Consider the following 18,770-nt stretch of genomic DNA (forward strand, 5'->3'; position numbering starts at 1 on the left):
GCGACACCGAGGCAACGGCGCCGGATCTACTTGTGCGGCACGTCCGCTGACAGTCCGCCGTCCATGACGAATTCGGCGCCGGTGGCGTAGGACGACTCGTCGCTGGCCAGGAACACCACGAAGGTCGAGACCTCCGACGAGTCGGCCGCCCGTCCCATCGGCACCTTCACCATGTCCTCGGGCAGGCCCTCGGTCATCGGTGTGCGAATCAGACCGGGATGGATGGAGTTGACGCGCACGTTGTGCGGCGCCAATTCCAGTGCGGCCGACTTCGCGAGTCCGCGCACGCCCCATTTGGACGCGACATAGCCGTGCGCCCAGGGACTTCCGCGTAGCCCCTCCACCGACGACACGTTGATGATCGACCCGCCGCCGGCGGCGATCATCGGATCGGCCACCGTCTGGATGCCCAGGAATGTGCCGGTGAGGTTGACGTCGATGATCTGTTTCCACTTGTCGAGGCGGAACTTCTGGATCGTCGAGCCGTTCACGATGCCGGCGTTGTTCACCAGAACGTTGACCTTGCCGAAGTCGTCGGTCGCGGTCGCCACCGCCGCCTGCCAGTCCTCCGGCGACGTCACGTCGAGGTGTACGTAGCGCGCGGCGTCACCGATGTCCTCGGCGAGCGCCTTGCCCTCATCGTCGAGAATGTCGCCGATGACGACCGTGCCACCCTCGGCGACCAGCGCCCGTGCATGCTCGGCGCCCATACCTCGGGCACCGCCGGTGATGATTGCGACCTTGCCGTCCACACGTCCCATGGCGAGCAACCATACAGGCGAAACGCGAAAATGAGAACACGTTCTACTGAACGTGGTCTACTGATATGGACAGGAGTCCGGACAGATGTTCACCACGGACAGATGTTCACCACGACGAGAGCGATGGCAGAGTGACCGAACAAGCAGCAGCGATCCGCGTGGGCGTGATGGGCACCGGCAACGCCGGCCGACTCGCCCTCACCCAGCTGATCGACGACCCGCGATTCGAGCTGGTGGGGGCCTGCGTGCACACCCCGGACAAGATCGGCCGCGACGCCGGTGCCCTCGCCGGGTCGAGCACCGTCACCGGCGTCTCCGCCGTCGGCGATCTCGACACACTGATCGCCGCGAAGCCCGACTGCATCGTGTACACCGCCATGGGTGACACCCGGCCGATCGAGGCGTTCGACGACGTGCTGCGCATCCTCGCCGCGCGCATCGACGTCGTCGGCACCGCGCCGGTGACCCTGCAGTATCCGTGGGGCGCCATGCCGGACAAGGCCATCGACAAGATCGTGGCGGTCGCCACCGAACACGACGCGAGTGTGTTCATCTCCGGCGTCGATCCCGGGTTCGCCAGTGACCTCATCCCCCTCGCGTTCGCCGGGACGTGTCAGCGGATCGAGCAGATCCGCTGTATGGAGATCGCGGACTACGCCACCTACGACGGTGCCGAGGTGATGTTCGACGTGATGGGATTCGCCAAGCCCCTCGACGAGACCCCGATGTTGTTCCTGCCCGGTGTGCTCTCGCTGGCGTGGGGCACCACCATTCATGAACTCGCCGCCGCGTCCGGAGTCGTCGTCGACGAGATCGTCGAACGGCACGAGAGTGAGCCCGCCCCAGAGGAATTCGAGATCGCCGCCGGAACGGTGCCCAAGGGGACCCGCGCGGCGGTGCGTTTCGAGATCATCGGCATGGTCGACGGACGCCCGGCGATCGTCGTCGAGCATGTCACGCGACTGCGTGGGGATCTGCGTCCGGATTGGGCGCAGCCGGCCCAGGATGGGGGCTGCTACCGCGTCGAGATCACCGGCGAGCCGTCGTATCGCGTCGACATCTGCCCGACCAGCCGCAAGGGCGATCACAATCACGCCGCGATCGTCGCCGGCGTCGGCCGGGTGGTCAACGCGATCCCCGCGGTCGTCGCCGGGCCCGCCGGGCTGCGGACCACACTCGACCTGCCGCTGATCTCCGGACCGGCACTCACCCCGGGCTGAGGGCCCCCGAGCCGACATCCCCCGGGCCCACACCGGCGCGCCGCGGACCCACGACATCGTAACGGGCGCAGACGAATGCGGAGTTGCGCTCGACCGACGTCAGAGTGAGATCGTAGGCCGCGGTGAACAACGGTCGACCGCTGCCCAAGGTGACCGGCGCTATCGACACCAGGATCTCGTCGAGCATGCCCGCGTCGGCGAACTGCGCGGCGAGATCTCCCCCGCCGACCACCCACACGTCCCGATCGCCTGCGGCGGAGACGATCTGGGCGCGCAGATCCCTCGGATCACCGGAGACCACGCGGATCGTCTGCGACACGGCAGCGTCGTCACGGTGAGTGAACAGGAAGGTCGGCACCGAGTACGGCCACGGCCTGCCGGCGGTCACCTCGTGATCGAGGAGCCACCGATACGTGGTGGCACCCATGACCAGTGCGCCGACGTCGGCGATGAAGTCGGTGTGATTCATGGGTCCGGACTCGTCGATGGGTTGGCTCAGCAGCCAGTCGAGATTGTCGTCGTCATCGGCCAGGAAGCCGTCGAGGGTGGTGGCCGTGAAGTAGCGGAAAGCGGTCATCGGAATCCTCCGGATCGGTTGCGGTGCCACATGATCGGGTCGGGGTCGAGGGACGGCGTGGTGACGTCGACGCCGGCGTCGCGCAGCATCATGCGCACGAGTTGCCGACGATGGGCGGCGAAGGTCAGCACGTGGGCGACGATCTGGGACAGTACGAAGGATTCCGGTGGCTCACACAGGGCGTCGATGACGCGGTCCGACCACGCGCCGCGCTGGTCGATGTCACGCGTCAACGCGATCCACTCCGCGGATACCTCGTGATGCAGTGCGGTGAGTCCGGCGAGGTCGTCGGAGACCGCCTCGGGTGCCCGGCCACCCTCGATGCACGCCAGCCATGGACGTTTGTCGGTCACCAGATGGGTGAGCACGTGGGCGATCGAGTCGTCGTCGCCCTGCCATTGAAGAATCTTGTTGCCGGGGAAGATGATTCGACGATAGTCCGCGTCGTCGAGCACCGCCGAGGCCGACAGCAGTGCGGTGGTGTCGTCGATGTCGTGACGGATCATCATCGCCAGGATGTCGCCGGATGCGGCCTCGTCGTACTGGTCGGTCCCGCGCCCGGCGGCGACGTAGAGCACCGTCGGCGAGTGGAAATGGATACCGTTGGGTGCGGGGAGCCAGTGCCCCCGATCACGCCGCGCCGGTGCGGTGCTCGGTGGATGACCGAAGGCACGGGCGAACGCGCGGCTGAATCCCTCCACCGATTCGTACCCGGAATCGAAGGCCACGTCGGTGACCCGGGACCCGCGTTGCAGATACCACGCGGCGCGTTCGAGCATCACCCGCCGACGCATGGCCAGGGGTGCCTCACCGGAATACCTGCTCACCTGCCGGCCGAAGTGAAACGCCGACGAATGTGCCCGCTCGGCCATCGTTGCCAGGGTGTCGTTGTCGTCGTCGAGTACTGCATCGAGCAACTGCCGGATGCGGTCGTGACCCGGGCCCGTCATCGTCGACCGCGCATCGTCGTCATGAGAGCAAGTATCCGCGGCGTCGGCACGGATGTGCTTGACCGTTCTTGCCTCCTCGACGTGACGCCCTCCACGCGGTCGAGACGTGCTACGGCGGTTCCGACAGGCCTCAAGTGACCACCGAGTAACCTCCTAGCCATGAGTGAGGACATTTGGAAGGCCTTCGAGGTCTCCGTCAACGACCACATCGCCGAAGTCACCCTGATCGGTCCGGGCAAGGGCAACGCGATGGGACCGGATTTCTGGCAGGAACTGCCCGAGTTGTTCGCCGGCCTCGACGCCGACGACGCCGTCCGCGCGGTGATCCTGCGCGGGGCGGGCAAGCATTTCTCCTACGGCCTGGACCTCGCGGCCATGGCCGGCGACCTCGGACCCGCCCTCGCCGACGGCGCGAAGGCCAAGGCCCGCACCGATTTCCACGGAGTCATCACCCGGATGCAGGCGGCGATCACCGCCGTCGCGGACTGTCGTAAACCGGTCATCTGCGCCATCTCCGGATGGTGCATCGGTGGCGGAGTCGACCTCATCTCGGCCGCCGACATCCGGTATGCGAGCGCCGAGGCGAAGTTCAGCGTGCGCGAGGTCCGGGTGGCGATGGTGGCCGACGTCGGCAGCCTGGCCCGCCTCCCCGGGATCATCGGCGACGGCCACCTGCGCGAGTTGGCGTTGACCGGCAAGGACATCGACGCCGCCCGCGCCGAGAAGATCGGGCTCGTCAACGACGTCTACCCGACCCCCGACGAGGCCCTCGACGCCGCCCGCGCGACGGCCCGCGAGATCGCCGACAACCCGCCGCTGGTCGTCTCGGGCATCAAGGAGGTCCTCGATCACGGCCGCATCGCCGATCAGGCCGACAGCCTGCGGTTCGTCGCCGCGTGGAACGCCGCGTTCCTGCCGAGCAACGACCTCACCGAGGCAATCACCGCCGTGTTCGAGAAGCGCAAGCCGAACTTCAGCGGGTCCTGAGCCGGAGCCCTCGGAACCGGAGCCCCTCAGAAGACGCTCCGGGCGGTCACCCGGGTTCGATCGGTGTCAGTTCGAACACCGGGATCAGCCGATCGGTGCGTACCTCGTACAGGTCGAAGTTGGGCCAGACCGCGCGCAGATCCTGCCAGGCATCCGCACGCGCCTGGTCGTGCAACTCGCGCACCCGCACCGGCACCGCCGTTCCCCGGTCGAGGATCGCGGCGGTGTCGGTCGCACGCAGGTTGTACACCCACTGCGGCGTCGTCGGACCGCCGAAGTAGGAACCCGCGATCAGCCACGAGCCGCCCGGGCGAGGTACCGCCAGCAGCCGGGTCTGGCGTTCGACACCGCTGCGGCGGCCCGCGACCACGACCGTGGTGTTGGGCAGTCCGGCGATGTCGAGCAGGCCGTAGCGTTCGCCGGTGACCTTTCGAAGAGCGTTGTCGCACTTGACGATCTGCGGGAGATACCGCGGCATCCACGGGATCGACCCGATCCTGACCGCCACGGGGGTGAGTATGCCCATCACCCGAGTCTGTCATGGTGGCCGGACATCATGGCCGAACTGTGCCGCCGGTGTCAACGTCGGCATCCACAGGTGTGGATCGTGCCGGCCGCTCGACCCGAGATCGGGCGCACGATCAGACCATGACACACAACACCTCACCCATCCCCGATCCGACGACCGCCACACCGCCGGACGCGTTGCCCGACGCCGACCCGATCCCACCGATCGACACCGCCGACCTGCCGTTCCATGACGCCGACGATCTGAGGCAACGCTGGCGCGCACTCATGGGACCGCTGGGATTCGGTGAACCGATGTTGTGGCTGCTGTTCGTCGAGCGTGACAGCCGCCTGATCAAGGCCATCAACAAGCTTCCACTGCCGACCATGCCGGACCCCGAGTTGATCGATCTGCTCATGCTCCGGTTCGGCGAGACGCTGCAGAACACCATCGGGATGTCGATGGCGTGCCTGCTGAGTCGCCCGGGCGCGGACGGCATCACGCCCCGCGACCGAGGATGGGCGATCCTGCTCACCGAATGCGCTGCACGCCACGGTGTTCGACTGCAGCCGATGTTCCGCGCCAACGACATCAACGTGGTCGGACTCGAGGCGCACCATCGCGCGATCGCAGACGACCGACCACTCGACGAGGCGTCCTGATCGAGATCATGGCATCCGAACCGTCACCCGTCCGACGGTGTATAGGTGGGCGTCGGGGTGCCGGTCATGTCCACGGTGCCCTCCGTCGGCTGCTCCACCGTGGTCCGGACCGGTCGGTCACCGTAGGTCGGCGTGTAGCCCACATGCCAGGTGACGCTGCCGAAGACTGACACCCGGGTCGGGTCCGCCTGGTCGACGTCGACGACGAGGTCGTCGAGGTCGTCGGGTGCCGTCCACTGCACGGAGCCTGGCCGGGCATCCCGGAAGAGCCGCTGAACGCAGCCGGGCCGGTCCGTCGACGCGTCGGCCTGGCGTGACGACGCACAGCCGTCGAGATGGCGGGTGAGGGCGGCATCGACGGCGCGCCGTCCCGACTCGCTCAGCGCGGCGACGAGATCCGGGGTCGGTATTGCCGCGGAGCCGCCGGGCACGTCGGCGGCGTCGGTGGCGGTACCGTCGGGGGCCGCCACCGCCAGATACGGATCGGCACTGCCCCACACGAGGCGCCCCGGGAACACGTACGCGCTTGCGTGACCGGCCACCGGGATGCCGAACAGGGTGAGCCCGGGGATGGGGCTCGCGGCGATCGAGACCGACCGAACCCCATCGGCTAGCAACCACCGTCCCTGGTTCCTGGTGAGCGTGTAGGTGGTGCTCACCGCATGATCACCGATGCGGAACGCCGCACCGACGACCGCACGGTCGCCGGTCGGTGCGGGCGATTCGGCGGTGGTGTCAGTGGCCTCACTGGTGCCGGTGGTGCCGGTGCCGGTGATGCGCACGTCACCGATCGGGGCCGCCTCCTGCTGGCGGGCCAGCGCGTCGTCGGTGAGGAATGTCGTTGACGGCCCCGCAGCCGGCCCCGTCACGATGAGCCGTCGGGCCGTGGCGCCGTCGGTGCGGGCGAGTGCATCGAGGAAGGCCCGCACCGTCTCCTCCGGTGTGGTCGGCTGCTCCGGGGCCGTGGTCGGCACCCGCACGATGAGCACCGCCACGAGCAGGACGGCCGCCGCCACCACCGCGGCACCCCCGGCGATCCATCGCCACCGGGATGCGCGCGGGGTGGTCGGCGGCAGACTCACCCCTGCGGTGTCGCGAGGGAGTCGGTCAGCTGGGTGGCCAGGAGCCGCGCGAACGCCGCAGGGTCGTCGAGTTCGCCGCCCTCGGCGATCAGCGCCATGCCGTAGACCAGGCGTGCGGTCGGGATGAGCGCCGAATGATCCTCCGACGCCCCGAATGCGGTGTTCAAACCGGTCACCAGCGGGTGATCGGCGTTGAGTTCCAGAGCGCGCTTGGTCTTGGGGACCTCCTGGCCGGAGGCGCGGTAGAGCTTCTCCAGCTGCGGCGACATCGAGAAGTCGTCACCCACCAGGCAGGCGGCGGATTCGGTGAGGCGCTTGGACAGCCGCGCCTCGGTGATGTCGTCGGACAGCGCCTCACCCAGCCACGTGAGCAGCGGCGCGAACTCGGCGGACTTGGTCTCGTCTGCGGCGTCGTCGGATTCCGACTCGCCGTCGATGGCGTCGAGATCCACCGCACCCTTGGCGACCGACTGGAAACTCTTGCCCTCGAATTCCAGGCCCGATCCGACCCACATCTCGTCCACCGGGTCGTCGAGGACGAGCACCTCGATTCCCTTGGCACGGAACGCCTCCAGGTGTGGTGAGCTCTCGATCTGCTGACGCGATTCGCCCGTCATGTAGTAGATCGACTTCTGGTTCTCCGGCATCCGTCCGACGTAGTCGGCCAGCGAGGTCAGGTCGTCGTCGCTGTGGGTGGAGGCGAAGACCGAGGCCTTCAGGATGGCGTCGCGATTGTCGAAATCGTTGACCAGACCTTCCTTGAAGACGCGTCCGAAGGTGGTCCAGAAGGTCTGGTAGTCCTCGGCGCGCGCGGCCCGCATCTCGCTGACGGTGGAGATGATCTTCTTCGTGAGGCGGCGCCGGATGGCTCGGATCTGACGGTCCTGCTGCAGGATCTCGCGAGAGACGTTGAGCGACAGGTCCGCCGCGTCGACGACACCCTTGACGAACCGCAGGTATTCCGGCATCAGTTCGTCGCAGTCGTCCATGATGAACACCCGCTTGACGTAGAGCTGGATGCCCACGTTGCGTTCCCGCATGAACAGGTCGAATGGCGCCTGAGTCGGAATGAACAGCAGCGCTTGGTATTCGAAGGTGCCCTCGGCCTTGAGGGTGATGATCTCCAACGGCTTGTCCCAGCCGTGGGAGACGTGCCGGTAGAACTCCTCGTACTCCTCGTCGGACACCTCGTCACGCGAGCGTGCCCACAGGGCCTTCATCGAGTTGATGGTCTCGGCCTCGACGGTGGTGACCGTCGTCGGTTCGCCACCCTCCTCGGCGGCCGGTGTCGTGGTGGTCTTCTCCACGTCCATCCGGATCGGCCAGCCGATGAAGTCGGAGTACTTCTTCACCAGCGAACGCAGCGTCGCCGGGTCGGTGTAGTCGTGCAGGTGATTCTCGGTGTCGACGGGCTTGAGCGTCAGGGTGACCGCACTGCCCTGGGGCGCGTCGTCGACGTCACCGATGGTGTAGGTGCCGTCGCCGGTGGATTCCCAGCGCGTTCCGGTCTCTTCGCCCGCCTTGCGGGTGACCAGGACGACGGAGTCGGCCACCATGAACGTCGAGTAGAAGCCGATACCGAACTGACCGATGAGTTCCTCGGTGGTGGCCGCGTCGCCGGCCTTGCCCGCCTCGGCGAGCTTCTTGCGCAGTTCGGCGGTGCCCGACTTGGCGACGGTGCCGATGAGTTCGATGACCTCCTCGCGCGACATGCCGATGCCGTTGTCGCGCACGGTCAGCGTGCGGGGCGCACCGTCGGCGTCATCGCCGCCGCCCTGCGCGTCGAGGGTGATGTGCAGATCCGACGTGTCGACGTCGAGATCCTTGTTCAGCAAGGACTCCAGGCGCAGCTTGTCCAACGCATCGGACGCGTTGGAGATCAGCTCGCGCAGGAAGCTGTCCTTGTTCGAATAGATCGAATGGACCATCAGGTCCAGCAGTTGCCGGGTCTCGGCCTGGAATTCCCGGACTTCGGATTCAGTACTCAACGACGACCTCCACGTGACAGCTGATCGAACAACGAAGAATCTTAGCGAGCACCGGAACAAGTACCCTGAACAGGGTGTGACGATTCCGGCAAGGGATTGCCCACCGCCCGACCATCGCTCGACCCCGACACCAGAACCCCCGAGACCAGAACCCCCCGACACCAGAACCCATGGGAGGCCGCGCCGCCGATGACGCTCCCCCGCGTGATGTGCGTTCATGCCCACCCCGACGACGAGTCCCTGTGGACCGGTGGCACAATCGCCCGTCACGTCGACCTCGGTGGCGAGATATCGGTGGTGACCACCACCTGGGCGCCCGGGACCTCACGGCACGCCGAGTTGTGTCAGGCATTGCAGGAACTGGGTGTGACCTCCGAACCGATCATGATGGGCTACGCCGATGACGGTGTGCCCGAGTCCGCACCGGGGCGTGAGCGATTCTGCGACGGCAGGTTCGACCGCCAGGTCAAAGAACTCGTCCGGCACATCCGGCGCCTCAAGCCGGACATCGTCATCACCTACGACGCCGCGGGGATCTACGGGCACCGCGATCACGTGCATGCCAACCGGCTCGCCTGCGCCGCGGCCGACGCCGCCGCGGTACCCATGCTGCACCGCAGCACCGGACCGCCGTGGCGGGTGAAATCGCTGTATCTGGCGACCGTCCCCATCTGGATGGTCGAGGCCGTCGCCGACGACTTGTTCCCGACCATGTCGAAGTACGCGCTGCCCGGTACCCAGCCCGGGATGATCGACCTCGAACTCGACGTGTCGAAGTGGGTGGATCGCAAGGCGGCGGCCATTCGTGCACACCGCTCCGAGGTCGAGCGCAGCTACATGATCTCCCATCTCATGAATCTGCCCCCGGAGAAGCGGGACCCCTTGCTCGGTATCGAGAACTACATCCGGCGCGATCTCGTGCGTGGTGGCATCGATCTGTAGGGCCCTCTGGAGGACCCCTGACGGCGCCCGGCTCCGCGTTGACAGCGCTCGGTGCTGCGTTGACAGCGCCCATGTCGTGGCGACGTTCTCCGACACGCTTTCCAGCCCAGGCGTCGGAGGCCTCGACACCTCCTCGGCTAGCGCCTCGTCGGGCTCGACCACCGGGGGCGAGCGCTGTCAACGGGTGGGCGAGCGCTGTCAACGTGGACCAGAGCGCTGTCAACGAGCCGGAGAGCGCTGTCGACGACGTGGGAGCTCAGGTTTCGGGCTCGGTGGTCGGCGTCGGTTCGGGGCCGCTCACGGTTCGGGGCCGCTCACGGTTCGGGGTCGATCATGGGGCGGATGGCCGAACGCAGGCCGCTGGCGCGGTGCACCCGCCGGTCGACGGCCGCCCGCAGCATCTCGGGTGTTCCCACGATCCGTACCGTCGACTGTGCTCGAGTGATGGCCGTGTACAACAACTCTCGGGTGAGCAGCGGGGAGTCGGCGGGTGGCAACACCACGGTCACGGCGCCGAACTGGCTGCCCTGACTGCGGTGAATCGTCATCGCGTACGCCCACATCGTCTCGGCCAGCCGATGCGGCGCGACCGTCACCGGCTCGCTGAACTCGCTGCGCCGGAAGGCGACGGCGTCACCCTCCGCGCGGTGGATCATCACCCCGCAGTCCCCGTTGAACACCTTGTTCTGCCGGTCGTTGGCGGTGACCAGAATCGGCACGCCGGGAATCGGGCGGGTTCGGTCCGCCATCAGATGGCCGTGTCCGGCGGCTTCCGCGAGCCACTCGACGATCCGTCGGGTCCATCCCTCCACTCCCCACTGACCCTCCCGGTGCGCGCACAGCACGCGATGGGTGTCGAGGGCGTCGAGTGCGGCCGACGCGTCACCGCTCGTCGCGGCCGACCGCAGCGCCCGCCCCCAGGCGACGACCGCGGCGCGGATTCCCGGATCCTCGGGTTCGACGAGGACGACGTCGTCGATGGCATCGTCGGCGACCAGTTCGAGGACGTGGTCGGCGTCGCCGACATTGACCGCCGCGGCCACCGCGGCGATGCCGCCGCGGTTGCGGAAGTTGTCGGTGAGGGCGACGATTCCGTCGGCCAGTCTGGGAAGTTCGGCATCGGCCAGACCTGCGGTGGCCACCAGATCCGCGAGCGCGGCGTCGATGGGCACCCCGGAGGGTTCGCGTTCCACGAGGTCGGCGAGGACGGCTCCGGCCTCCACCGACGCGAGCTGGTGCGGGTCGCCGACGAGGATGAGACGGGCGGTCGGCCGTACCGCCTCCAACAGGTGACTCATCGCGGTGACCGACAGCATCGAGGTCTCGTCGACGACGACCACGTCGTGCGGTAGCCGGTTGGTACGTCCGTACCTCGGAACCGAACCCGGTCGCCACCCCAACAGCCCGTGGACGGTGACCGCATGGACCGCCGGGTCCGCGGTGGTGTCATCCCCCCGCATGCCGTCCAGCGACGCCTGCAATTGGGCGACCGCCCGGCCGGTGGGAGCGCATACCGCGATCTGCAGGCGTGAACCGCCGAGCCGATCGAGAACGGCGAGGATCCGCGCGACCGTATAGGTCTTGCCCGTGCCGGGACCGCCGGTCAGGACCGAGGTCCATCGTGATGCCGCGATCGCGGCGGCGAGTCGTTGCCGGGGTGAGGCGGTCGGGCTCGTGGCGAACGCGTCGTCGACGGCGGCCACGATGTCTGCGATCGCCACCGCGGGACCGTCGTCGGCACGCTCGGCGAGCGCGGTGCGAATGATCTCCTCCTGCTCGAAGTAGCGACTGAGATACAGCAACGGGCCGTCATCGGAGTCGACCAGCACCAGCGGACGCAGGGGTCCCGACTCCGATCCCACGATCAGCGGGCAGGTGCGCAGTGCGTCCACCATCTCGTCGACCGTGGGGAGTGTCATCGGGTCGGCCGAGGCATCCTCGTCGTCGATGTCGGCCGGATTGCTGCCGACCGGGTCGAGGTCGGCCAGCGCCAGACACGTCGAACCCTGACGGACCGCGCGGACCGCGAAGGCGGCCGCGAGTTGCGCGACCTCGGAGACCGATTCGCCGCACAGGTCGACGAGGCGGGACACCACGTGCACGTCCGCGGCGTCGAGGAATCCGGCGACGTTGGCACGCCCGAGGATTCCCTCGGCGGCCAGAACCCGTTGTGGCCCCAGGGATGTCGTCACGACTCCACTCCCCTCGCCCGGACCCCGGCTCACCGTGCGCCTCGCGTGGCGAGCCCCGACCCCGACAACAGATCCGACAGCGAGGTGATCAGTTCGGTGGGGACGTTCCACTCGAAGACCCCACACCCCGACGGGGTGTCGGGTCCGATCATGCCGCGCACGAAGTGATACTGGACCGGACCCAGATGCTCGGCCGGATCGTATCCCGGCAGTCGCCATCGCAGATACCGGTGCAGCGCAACCGAATACAGCAAGGCCTGCAGCGGGTAGTGAGAACGGATCATCTCGCCGGCCATCGCCGGAGCCGAGAAATCGGTTGCGTGCAGGTCGCCGGGACGTAGCCGGTTGGTCTTGTAGTCGACGATCACGAAGCGCCCCTGCGGTGTTCGGAGCACCGAATCGATGCTTCCGGTGAGGAAGCCGCGGAGCGTTCTGGCGGGCAGTGCCCCGAGAATGCCGGCATAGTCACGCAGCAGGTCGTCGTCGGGCAACATCCGTGCCATCAACGCGGCGATCTCGGAGAGTGCCGCCGCCCCGTCGGCGTCGCCCAGCGGAAGCTCGAAGTCGAGTTCGGCCAGCCGATCGCGCGGCGGGACACTCCACAGGTCTCCGAAACCGAGCGGCGTCGTCAGCACCGCCTCGAGGGCGGTGGTCAGCGATTCGGCGTCCACCGACAGTGCGTATCGCGCCGCCGACCGGGCGCAGAGATCGCGCACATGGGCGTGGCGATCCGGCGCCGCGGTGTCGACGTATTCGAGGACTTCGTGCACGAGCGTCCCGAACGCCGCACCGAAGGGCATGCCGTTCATCAGGGACATACCGGCGTCGTCTGCCGCCCCGCCGGTCCCGGTATCGATGGCGTCGGCGACGCCACCGGGATCCGTCGGCTCGTCAACGATGACCTCGGCCTCGGGTTCGCTTCCGGCATCCGGGGTTTCGGCGGCCGGACCGTGCGCGGCGCCGGCGATGATGGCCGAATACGAGGTGCGCTGCCAGGAGGTGTCGATCTTCCCGCCGAAGATCGCCGCCGACAGTTCCGCCGGTTCGGTACCGTCGGTGCCCGACTCCCAGCGACCCGGGTCCGCGCCGACCGCGCGTTCGACGCTGATCGCCGAGGTGCCGGCACCCAGCTGGGTCAGCCGGGCCGCGCATTCCGCCGGTTCGGGCACGGGGACCGTCTCCGGGATGTCGGTGCCCGGAGCGAGATATCCCGGTGCACGGCCGAATACGAGGCGATGCAATGCCGAATGCGATGTCCCCTGCGACGGTGCCCACCACATCACGACCTGCGACGCGGCCCGGGTGAGCGCGACATACAGTTTCCGCAGATCCTCCCCCGACTCCTCGGAGATGCTGCGGCGCAAACGTTGCGACCGTCCGGTGGTGTCGGGTCCACCGACGTCGAGAAACCGCGTCTGGTTCTCGTCGTGGAAGCGGAACGTCTTCGGAGACGGTACCCGCGCGCCATCCCAGCCGAACGGGACGTACACGATCGGGAACGCGAGTCCCTTGCTGGCATGCACCGTCATGATCTGCACAACGTGGGTGTCCCGGTCCAGGCGCCGCGTCTGCTCGTCGGATCGCCGCCACCGCGACACATCCTCGATACGATCGGCCAGCCATTCCTGCACCGACGACAGACCGCAATCGTTCTCCACCACATGCCGGTTGCAGACCGTGGCCACCTGCATCAGGTCGGTCAACGCACGCTCACCGTCGGCGGTGGCGAGCACCCTGGCCGCCACTCGCCGGTCACCGAGCACCCGCTGCACCAGTGCGGCGAAGCCACCGATGTCGAATACCTTTGCCAGGTCCGACAATTGGGCCGCCAACTCGGTCAGTGCGTCGTCGCTCGCGTCGGCGAGTTCTTCGGGTGTCCAGCCGATCAACGGGGTCATCGTGGCCAGCGCCACCCGGTCGGTCCGCGACGGCGACTCGATCGCCCGGATCAGCCACAACCAGTGCCGCGCGCTCATCGTGGAGAAGACGCTGGTCCCGGTGCCGACCACCGATCCGACGCCGTGATCGGCCAACGCGCGCTGCAGCGGCTCGATCGTCTTGTTGGCCACCACCAGGATCGCGATGTCACCCGGATGCACCGGCCGGGTGTGCCCGTCGACGGTGAGTTCGGTACCCGACGAGAGCAGTCGGGTGATGTCGGCTGCGACATCGGCGATCACGGCATCGCGAATCGCGCCCACCGGTGCGAATCCGCCGCGGCCGCGCACCGGGAAGTCGTCGACGTCGAACCAGCGCACCCGCAGCGGGGTCGCCCCCGGCCCGCGCAGGCGACTGCCCGGATGTGCCGATTCCACCGGATACACGGTGATCTGCGAACTGCCCAGGTTGGCACCGCCGTACACCCGGTACAGCGCGGTGACGAGGTCACCGTCGGTACGCCAGTTGTTCTCGAGGGCGCGACGCTCGTCGGCCACCGCGACCGCATCGAGGTAGCTGAGCACCTCGGCACCGCGAAAGGCGTAGATCGACTGTTTGGGGTCCCCGACCAGCACCAGCGGCTTGTGTCCGTGGAAGCAGCGCCGCAGGATCTCCCATTGGAAGGGGTCGGTGTCCTGGAACTCGTCGACGAGGACCAGACCGAATGCGTCGCGGATGCGAGCGCATGCGTCGTCGCCGACATGGGTGTCGGTGACGATGGAATACAGGATCATCTGGAGGTCGTCGTAGGTGCGCACCCGCGCAACCCGTTTGCGTTCGTCGACGATGTCGCGGACCCGGTTGCAGAAGCGGACCCGGCGGGCCGCGATGCGGTCATCGGCGTCGGCGTTCTCCCCCACCGGATCCGACGGTGCCAGTGCCACACCGGGATTGCGGACGGCGTCCTTCGCGATGACGATGGCGTCGTCGAGGCCGAAGACCGGTTCGTCCGCGTCGCGGACGAACCCCTGAAAGTACAGATCGCGGGCGGCGTCATCGACGAGATCGTCGACGTCCTCGACGATCTCGTAGATCAGTTCCCGCTCACCGAGGAATCCGAGGGCCTCGAGCATGCGATTGCAGAAGGTGTGCGTCGTGGCGATGGTGGAGGCGTCGAAATCCGACAGTGCCCGGGTGAGTCGGTCACGGCGGGACGCGACGTCGGCCGGATCGCCGGTCAGCAGCATCCGCAGCAGCGGGTCGGTGCCGGGGTCGGCCTCGGTGTCGGTGGTGGCCGCCGGACTCATCGCCTCGGCGACGCGCCACAATCGGCTGCGCATCCGCTCCCGCAATTCCGCTGTCGCCGAACGACTGAACGTGACGAGGAGCAGTTCGTCGATGGCCACCCCCTCGGCGATGTGACGGGCCGCGATGTCGACGATCGCGTAGGTCTTGCCGGTGCCGGCGCTGGCCTCCACGACCGTGGTCTTACCGCCGACGCCCTCGACGATGTCGAAGGCGAGCGGGGCCCGCGTCCCGGCCTCGGCCATTGCCGTGTCCGGGAATTCCTCGGGGTGCGATGTCATCGGATCACCTCGTGGGCCAGCAGTGGTTCCCAGATCCGGGTGGCCAGCGCGCCGAACATCGGCTCGCCGGGTACCAGACCGATCGCCGACCACCGCCGATCGTCGGGAATGGGCACCTCGGTGAGCGCGTCGAATCCCACCGCGGTGGTGACGTCGTCACCGTAGGCGAGTCGGATGTACGGATCGGCCTGCGCGCCGAAGCGATAGTCGAACTTCGCTTCCGCCGCGCGGCGCGCGATCTCCGCCGAGCTGCCCCGCACACACTTCTCGGCGTATGCCAGACCGGGATCGAGCGGGACGGGCAACGGCACGCACAATCCGAGGCGATAGATCGCGATCAGGTCGGCGAGTACCGCGGTCGGATCGTCGGGGACCCGCAGGTTCACCTCCGTCACGTGGGATGACTTGCGGTCGGCACGTCCGATGACGACCGCCGTGCGGATTCTCTCGCCACTCGGCGCGGACTGCTGCTGCTGCGCTGACGTCGTCGCGAGCAGCCGTATCCATGCGGCGAGGCGTTGCTTCGCCCGGATCTTGGAGTAGGTCGCCTCGATGATGTTCTCGCCGTGGACATCCGGCACACTGCCGTGCAGCCGGCCGCCGTCAGGCAGGTCGAGCACCACATCGCGGGTGCCGCCCGACCCGGTGCGCAGCCCGGCCGCCACCCGATGCACGTTGCCCACCTGCTGCGAGATGCGGATCAGTTCGCGGCGCCCGAACTCGATGGGCGGCAGACTCCCCCGGCGCATCTCGGCCATCTGGGCGGTGCGCAGGTCCACGCCCGCGAGTGTCTGACGTAGCAGTCGGTCGCCGATGGCCCATTCGTCGAGGCCGGCGACGGCCACGTCGAGCCGGTCGGAGTCCTCGGCGTCGTCGTCCGGCAGCCGGGCACCGAGACGCTGCCGGATGAACCCCTCGATCGGATTCCCGAAAAAGGCGGTGAGCGAACCGAGTTCGATGTCGGCGGACACCGATTCCGAGTCGGCGGGCATGGTGATGTCGGCGACCCGTGCGGGGGCGTGATGGTCACCGCCGACCGCCCGCGCCCCGGCGAGCAGGGCGGTGTCATAGCCGAATGGTCCGTCGACGCCGTCGAACGCACCGGGCGTGAAGTTGCGGGCGTCGAAACCGTGCAGCGGGTGCCGGCAGATCACCGCGTCGGGTTCGGTGCCGGTCAATGCCGCGACGACCTCGGTGAGTTCGCTGACCACCACCGCCGGCGGTACCCGAGTACCGCGCACCGGGTCGGCCCCGGTGTAGAAGACGAGAAGGTGTTCTTGAGCGGCGTTGACGGCGTCGAGAAACAGTTGCCGATCCTCGTCGCGGGGTTGCCGTTCACCGAGCATCGGCACCCGGCCGAGGACGTCGTCGCCGTCGATCCGCAATGCGCGCGGAAACGCATCGGTGTCGATGCCGAGCAGCACGACGACCTGATGAGGCACCGACCGCATCGGTACCAGGGTGCACACCGTCAACTCACCGGTACGGAAGTTCGCGCGCGTCGGCCGTCCCGCGATCATCGTCGCCACGAGATCCCGCACATCCGACAGCCGCAGCACCCGCGACGAGGTGTCGGATTCCGGATCGGCACCGTCACCCAGGGATTCGGTGAGCGCCCGGGTTGCTGCCGCCGTCTGCCACTCCTCGCCGGGGGCGGTTGCCGTGAGGGTGGCGACGATGTCGAGGAGCGCCGCCGCCCACGTGGCGGCCGGCGCGCTTTCGGCCATGCGGGCGAGCAGATCCCCGAGCCGGTCGACGAATTCGGCGAGCCGTCCGACGAGATCGATCTGGGTACTCTCCAGTCCCTCCATCGGGAGCGCGGTTCCCAACCACAGGCCCTCACCCGCACCGGCGACCACGCCCAGGGCGATGCGGTCCAGACCCACGTCGAAGGTGCCCTGCGCCAATCCGGCCAACCCGAATCGGGCGCGCTGGGTGTCGTCGATCCCCCATCGGATACCCGTGCGCGACAACCATTCCCGTACCCATTCCAGGTCGTCGTCGGTCATCTCGAACCGTTGGGACACCGGCTCGAGGGCGAGCAGGTCGGCGACGTCGCCGGCGCTCACCCGGCCGGCGGCCAGTTCCACGACACGGGCGACGACGTCGAGGATCGGATTGACGTGGCGCAGTCCGCGGTCGGCCAGCCGGACGCGGAGCGCGGATGCGGGGTGGTCGAGCCCGGGCTGGCCGAAGACGCCGCGGATCAGCGGCGCGAAGGTCTCGACGTCGGGACACATGATGATGACGTCGCGCGGCTGCAGGGAGGCGTCGGCGTCGAACAGGTGCAGGAGCCGGTCACGCAGCGCCTCCACCTGGCGTTCGGGCCCGTGGCAGGCATGCACCTCGACGGAGGTGTCCGGGGCCAGGGCGCCCGACCGGTCACGCGGGTCGGTGTCGTCGCGAATGCCCTCCTGTACCGCCGCCAGGACCGAGGTGGGCGAGGCCGTCGGCTCGGCAGGCGCATGGTGGATGTCGGCGTCGAGGTCACCCATGATGCGCAGTTGCAGTTCCTGCACATCGCGGGACAGACCGGCCAGCAGGGGATTTCGCAGTGTGGGCGGCGTCCAGGAGGCGCGGCGCCGGTCGGTTGGTGCCGGTTGCGACGCGATCGCCTCCCACAGCGCGGGTCCGGGATGCGGGATGAACAGATGGACGTCGCGGTGGACCGCGAGGGCCGCGGCGACCCGCCGGAAGGATTCGGTCACCCGGGTCGGCCCGAACACCGACAGCCGTTCGGGCAGGTCGGTCGTGGTCGCGTCGGCAGCCAGGTGCTCGCACACCGCGTCGAGCGCTTCGACCGGATGGGCGGCACCGATCCGTGAGCGCACCTCACGCCAGAACCGGGGTTGCCAGGTCATGTCGTCGGGCAACCGCTGTCCCGAGCCGTCGGTGTCGTCACCCGACGCCCAGCCGGTGAGCATTCCCGGACGGTGACGCGCGTACCGCTCGAAGAGGTCGGCGATGTGACGGGCCGTCGCATACCGGCGACCCACCCGCGGGTCGTCGGCCCGGGCGTCGGGTCCCAGGCCGACGTGGCGCGCGAGGACACGCAGCGCCGGATCGGTGATCAGATCGTCGAGGACGTCGAGAACCGGCCACACCAGCGAGCCCGGCTGCCAGAGGCCGGTGGCGGTGGACTCCGCTCCCGACGTCGTCACCTGCTCGATGACGAGGTCGGTGAGGGCAGCCGGTGAGGAGAAGTCGATGTTGGCGGCGATCCCGTCGGCAGCGATTCGGTCGGCACTGATTCCGTCGGCTCCGGAGACGCCCAGTCGCGTCGCCAGTCGTTGCGACAGCCACCGCTCCACGCCACGCGCCGGGACCGCCACCACCTCGGTGCGCATGGGGTCGGCCAGCGGGGTGGTCAGCACCTGCCCCAGCGCATCGGCGAGGACATCGGTGCGTTCGGCGCGGTGCAGGGTCAGCATCGAGGA

At 68.3% G+C, this 18,770-nt stretch carries 13 protein-coding genes; 4 read left to right on the forward strand and 9 right to left on the reverse strand.

Features of this window, described 5'->3' with window-relative positions:
* Positions 1-26: 26 nt before the first annotated feature.
* On the reverse strand, positions 27-761 hold the full coding sequence (locus ABLE92_RS16670) for a glucose 1-dehydrogenase (protein WP_348805859.1): 735 nt from the start codon (positions 759-761) through the stop codon (positions 27-29).
* A 167-nt stretch (positions 762-928) separates the two neighbouring features.
* Here ABLE92_RS16670 and ABLE92_RS16675 point away from each other — a divergent pair, with 167 nt between their 5' ends.
* Positions 929-1,981 carry an NAD(P)H-dependent amine dehydrogenase family protein gene (locus tag ABLE92_RS16675; RefSeq protein WP_348805951.1) on the forward strand — a complete coding sequence of 351 codons (1,053 nt, stop codon included), beginning with the start codon at positions 929-931 and terminating at the stop codon, positions 1,979-1,981.
* Here the strand turns inward: ABLE92_RS16675 and ABLE92_RS16680 are convergent.
* Complete coding sequence (locus ABLE92_RS16680; protein WP_348805860.1) at positions 1,968-2,558, reverse strand: dihydrofolate reductase family protein; 591 nt, start codon at positions 2,556-2,558, stop codon at positions 1,968-1,970. The genes ABLE92_RS16675 and ABLE92_RS16680 overlap by 14 nt on opposite strands.
* Positions 2,555-3,508 carry a helix-turn-helix domain-containing protein gene (locus ABLE92_RS16685; RefSeq protein WP_348805861.1) on the reverse strand — a complete coding sequence of 318 codons (954 nt, stop codon included), beginning with the start codon at positions 3,506-3,508 and terminating at the stop codon, positions 2,555-2,557. Before ABLE92_RS16685 ends, ABLE92_RS16680 begins: the two co-directional genes overlap by 4 nt.
* 159 nt (positions 3,509-3,667) lie before the next feature.
* On the opposite strand from ABLE92_RS16685, the gene ABLE92_RS16690 reads away from it, so the two are divergent.
* Entirely contained in the window at positions 3,668-4,495 is an 828-nt protein-coding gene (locus ABLE92_RS16690; protein WP_348805862.1) for a crotonase/enoyl-CoA hydratase family protein, read from the forward strand.
* Positions 4,496-4,541: 46 nt separating this feature from the next.
* On the opposite strand, the gene ABLE92_RS16695 is transcribed toward ABLE92_RS16690, so the two are convergent.
* Positions 4,542-5,021 (reverse strand): nitroreductase family deazaflavin-dependent oxidoreductase, encoded by a 480-nt coding sequence (locus ABLE92_RS16695; protein WP_348805863.1) that lies wholly within the window; start codon positions 5,019-5,021, stop codon positions 4,542-4,544.
* Between the two features lie 122 nt (positions 5,022-5,143).
* Here ABLE92_RS16695 and ABLE92_RS16700 point away from each other — a divergent pair, with 122 nt between their 5' ends.
* Complete coding sequence (locus tag ABLE92_RS16700; protein ID WP_348805864.1) at positions 5,144-5,665, forward strand: hypothetical protein; 522 nt, start codon at positions 5,144-5,146, stop codon at positions 5,663-5,665.
* Between the two features lie 23 nt (positions 5,666-5,688).
* On the opposite strand, the gene ABLE92_RS16705 is transcribed toward ABLE92_RS16700, so the two are convergent.
* Positions 5,689-6,747, reverse strand: coding sequence for a hypothetical protein (locus tag ABLE92_RS16705; protein ID WP_348805865.1), 1,059 nt, complete (start codon positions 6,745-6,747; stop codon positions 5,689-5,691).
* Entirely contained in the window at positions 6,744-8,735 is a 1,992-nt protein-coding gene (htpG, locus tag ABLE92_RS16710; RefSeq protein WP_348805866.1) for a molecular chaperone HtpG, read from the reverse strand. Before htpG ends, ABLE92_RS16705 begins: the two co-directional genes overlap by 4 nt.
* 189 nt (positions 8,736-8,924) lie before the next feature.
* Between htpG and ABLE92_RS16715 the strand changes: the two genes are divergently transcribed.
* Entirely contained in the window at positions 8,925-9,677 is a 753-nt protein-coding gene (locus tag ABLE92_RS16715) for a PIG-L family deacetylase (protein ID WP_348805867.1), read from the forward strand.
* A 314-nt stretch (positions 9,678-9,991) separates the two neighbouring features.
* Here the strand turns inward: ABLE92_RS16715 and recD are convergent, their stop codons facing one another.
* Genes recD through recC form a run of 3 tightly spaced genes read right to left on the reverse strand, consistent with a single transcriptional unit; the run spans position 9,992 to position 18,764 of the window.
* Positions 9,992-11,869, reverse strand: coding sequence for an exodeoxyribonuclease V subunit alpha (recD, locus tag ABLE92_RS16720; protein WP_348805868.1), 1,878 nt, complete (start codon positions 11,867-11,869; stop codon positions 9,992-9,994).
* Positions 11,870-11,898: 29 nt separating this feature from the next.
* Complete coding sequence (locus ABLE92_RS16725) at positions 11,899-15,333, reverse strand: UvrD-helicase domain-containing protein (RefSeq protein WP_348805869.1); 3,435 nt, start codon at positions 15,331-15,333, stop codon at positions 11,899-11,901.
* A complete protein-coding gene (gene recC, locus ABLE92_RS16730) occupies positions 15,330-18,764 on the reverse strand; it encodes an exodeoxyribonuclease V subunit gamma (protein WP_348805870.1) in 3,435 nt (1,144 codons plus the stop codon). Before recC ends, ABLE92_RS16725 begins: the two co-directional genes overlap by 4 nt.
* Positions 18,765-18,770 lie beyond the last annotated feature (6 nt).

Source organism: Gordonia oleivorans (genome assembly GCF_040044975.1).
Lineage (GTDB): Bacteria > Actinomycetota > Actinomycetes > Mycobacteriales > Mycobacteriaceae > Gordonia > Gordonia oleivorans.

Excerpts from the sequence above, each read along its gene's own strand:
- ABLE92_RS16715 (WP_348805867.1), top strand. The coding sequence starts at position 8,925 with ATGACGCTCCCCCGCGTGATGTGCGTTCATGCCCACCCCGACGACGAG.
- ABLE92_RS16680 (WP_348805860.1), bottom strand. The coding sequence starts at position 2,558 with ATGACCGCTTTCCGCTACTTCACGGCCACCACCCTCGACGGCTTCCTG.
- ABLE92_RS16700 (WP_348805864.1), top strand. The coding sequence starts at position 5,144 with ATGACACACAACACCTCACCCATCCCCGATCCGACGACCGCCACACCG.
- ABLE92_RS16725 (WP_348805869.1), bottom strand. The coding sequence starts at position 15,333 with ATGACATCGCACCCCGAGGAATTCCCGGACACGGCAATGGCCGAGGCC.
- ABLE92_RS16695 (WP_348805863.1), bottom strand. The coding sequence starts at position 5,021 with ATGGGCATACTCACCCCCGTGGCGGTCAGGATCGGGTCGATCCCGTGG.
- ABLE92_RS16675 (WP_348805951.1), top strand. The coding sequence starts at position 929 with ATGGGCACCGGCAACGCCGGCCGACTCGCCCTCACCCAGCTGATCGAC.
- ABLE92_RS16685 (WP_348805861.1), bottom strand. The coding sequence starts at position 3,508 with ATGACGGGCCCGGGTCACGACCGCATCCGGCAGTTGCTCGATGCAGTA.
- ABLE92_RS16670 (WP_348805859.1), bottom strand. The coding sequence starts at position 761 with ATGGGACGTGTGGACGGCAAGGTCGCAATCATCACCGGCGGTGCCCGA.
- recC (WP_348805870.1), bottom strand. The coding sequence starts at position 18,764 with ATGCTGACCCTGCACCGCGCCGAACGCACCGATGTCCTCGCCGATGCG.
- ABLE92_RS16690 (WP_348805862.1), top strand. The coding sequence starts at position 3,668 with ATGAGTGAGGACATTTGGAAGGCCTTCGAGGTCTCCGTCAACGACCAC.